This is a genomic window from Kitasatospora sp. NPDC093558 (assembly GCF_040683475.1).
GTDB lineage: Bacteria > Actinomycetota > Actinomycetes > Streptomycetales > Streptomycetaceae > Kitasatospora.
In genome coordinates this window covers 1-2,667 of sequence record NZ_JBFBDY010000771.1, presented here as the reverse complement: position 1 = coordinate 2,667, position 2,667 = coordinate 1, and the positions used below count along the sequence as shown (strand labels likewise).

Genomic DNA, 2,667 nt, shown 5'->3' with positions numbered 1-2,667 from the left:
GCCCGCCGGATCGTCGTCGTGCGCGCCATCACCGCCGCGGAGGACCCGCGGGCGGCCGCCGCCGAGCTCTCCCGGCGGGTGCGCCGGGCCTGAGCCCCGGGCCGCCGTCGTCCGCGAGGCTCAGTACTTGCGGACGGTGGCGGCCTCGGCCAGGGCCAGCAGCACCTCGCGGGCGCGCTCGTCGGCGAGCGGCGCCGCCTCCAGGGCGGCCAGCGACTGCCGCATCAGCTCGTCGATCCTGGCCTCCACCAGCTCCGGCGCCCCGCTGCGCGCGACGAGGTCCCGCAGGCCGGCGACCTCGTCGGCGGCGAGGTCGGGCGCGCCGAGCCGCTCGTCCAGGTGCCGCGCGTCGGCGGCCGGCAGCCCGCGCATCGCGTGCGCGACCAGCAGGGTGCGCTTGCCCTCGCGCAGGTCGTCCCCGGCCGGCTTGCCGGTGACCGCAGGGTCGCCGAAGACGCCGAGCAGGTCGTCCCGCAGCTGGAACGCCTCGCCCAGCGGCAGGCCGAACGCGCCGTACGCCGCGACCAGCTCGGGACCGGCGCCGGCCAGCAGCGCGCCGACCTGGAGCGGGCGCTCGATCGTGTACTTCGCCGACTTGTAGTGCAGCACCGTCTGCGCGCGGTCCAGCGCGCCCTCGTCCGTCGAGTCCCCGGCGACCGGCTCCAGCACGTCCAGGTACTGGCCGAGCATGACCTCGGTGCGCATCAGGTCGAAGGCGGGCTTGGCGGCCAGCACCGCGGCCGGGGCCAGGCCGGAGCGCAGGAACAGCTCGTCGCACCAGATCAGCAGGAGGTCGCCGAGCAGCACCGCGGCCGAGGCGCCGTACTGCTCGCGGTCGCCGCGCCAGCCGCGCTCGCGGTGCATCGCCTCGAAGCGGCGGTGGATCGAGGGCAGGCCGCGGCGGGTGTCGCTGCGGTCCATCAGGTCGTCGTGGACCAGCGCGCTCGCCTGGAGCAGTTCCAGGGCCGCCGCCGCGTTGGCGATCCCCTCGCCCTCGGCCGCGCCGCCGGCGCCGCGCCAGCCCCAGTAGCAGAAGGCCGGGCGCAGGCGCTTGCCGCCGTCGAGCAGGAAGTCGCGCAGCGCGTCCGCGGCGGGCGCCAGCTGGGGCGAGATCCCGCCGAGCAGAGCGGACTGGCCGTCCATGAACGCGGCAAGGGCGGCGTTGACTCGTTCGCGGACGTCCTCCACGTCAATGGGGTTGGCCGGCCGGTTGCTGGACGAGGTCACGATGAGGCTCCGCAGGTTCTCTTGGGGTGCAGCAAGCGTAGCGGGGCGGGCGGGAACACCCGTGCGAGCAGGGCTGCGGGGCGGTCGGAACGATAAGCGGAATGCCGTCCATCGTTTGTCTCAATCCGTGGAACCGAGTTGTCCCGGTCCTTCGGCACCCGGATAACCTGCCAGCATGGCACTCGGTATCGCTTCCACCAGATCGGACCGCGCGTTGACGGTCCGCGAGCTCCTGGCGGCCGGCAAGCGGTCCTTCTCCTTCGAGTTCATGCCCCCGCGCACGGAGGCCGGCGAGCAGAAGCTCTGGGACGCCATCCGGCGGCTGGAGCCGCTCGACCCGAACTTCGTCTGCATGACCTACGGCGCCGGCGGCTCCTCGCGCGAGCGCACCGTCAACATGGTCGGGCGGATCGCCACCGAGACGACGCTGACGCCGGTCGCCCACCTGACCGCCGTCGACCACTCGGTCGCCGAGCTGCGCAACATCATCGGCCAGTACGCCGACCAGGGCGTGCGCAACGTCCTCGCGGTGCGCGGCGACCCGCCCGGCGACCCGATGGGCGAGTGGGTCCGGCACCCGGAGGGCGTCACCTACGCCTACGAGCTGGTCGAGCTGATCAAGGGCATCGGCGACTTCTGCGTCGGCGTCGCGGCCTCGCCGAACATGCACCCGCGCTCGACCAACTGGGACGACGACATCCGGCACTTCGTCGCGAAGGTCCGCGCGGGCGCCGACTACGCGATCACCCAGATGTTCTTCGAGGTCGACGACTACCTGCGGCTGCGCGACCGGGTGACGGCGGCGGGCTGCGAGACGCCGATCATCCCGGAGATCATGCCGGTCACCAACGCCAAGCAGCTGGAGCGCTTCCCGCAGCTGAGCGGCTCGGCGTTCCCCGCCGACCTGGAGGCCCGCCTGCGGTCCGCGATCGACGACCCGGCGGCGCTGCGCGCGATCGGCATGGAGCACGCCACCGCGATGGCCGAGCGGCTCCTCGCGGAGGGCGCGCCGGGCCTGCACTTCATCACGCTGAACCACTCGACCGCGACGCTGGAGATCTACCAGAACCTCGGGCTGCACCAGCGCTGAGCGTTCACGGGCCCGTCACCGCACCGTCGGTGGCGGGCTCGGTCGTGTGCACCCCCGCGCCACGGACGGCGGGAACGCGATGCGGTGCCCCGGCCGTTCAACCGGTACAGTCGCCGCACACGCGCGGCGCGCGCGGGCACGCGACTGGAGGTAGCGGGCGGATGGGCATCGGATACCTGCTGCTGTACGCCGCGTTGGCGGTGGTGGCGCTCTGGCTGGTCGCCGAGCTGCTGCTGCAGAACCGCGCCCCGCTGCACTGGCGCGCGCTCGCCCTGGCCGGCTTCCTCGGGGTGGCGGGGGGCATGGTCCTCGGGTCCGTCCCGGTGATCGGCGCCGGCGCGGCCCTGTTC

2 protein-coding genes and 1 pseudogene are annotated in these 2,667 nt (G+C 73.8%); 2 read left to right on the top strand and 1 reads right to left on the bottom strand.

Translation table 11 applies throughout. From position 1 onward, the window contains the following. Positions 1 to 120 precede the first annotated feature (120 nt). Entirely contained in the window at positions 121 to 1,227 is a 1,107-nt protein-coding gene (locus AB0O00_RS34985; protein ID WP_363658733.1) for a polyprenyl synthetase family protein, read from the bottom strand. A gap of 175 nt (positions 1,228 to 1,402) precedes the next feature. Here AB0O00_RS34985 and metF point away from each other — a divergent pair, with 175 nt between their 5' ends. Next, complete coding sequence (metF, locus tag AB0O00_RS34980; protein ID WP_363658731.1) at positions 1,403 to 2,317, top strand: methylenetetrahydrofolate reductase [NAD(P)H]; 915 nt, start codon at positions 1,403 to 1,405, stop codon at positions 2,315 to 2,317. Between the two features lie 161 nt (positions 2,318 to 2,478). Beyond that, positions 2,479 to 2,667, top strand: a pseudogene (locus AB0O00_RS34975) (hypothetical protein); the annotation flags it as partial.

Excerpts from the sequence above, each read along its gene's own strand:
- metF (WP_363658731.1), top strand. The coding sequence starts at position 1,403 with ATGGCACTCGGTATCGCTTCCACCAGATCGGACCGCGCGTTGACGGTC.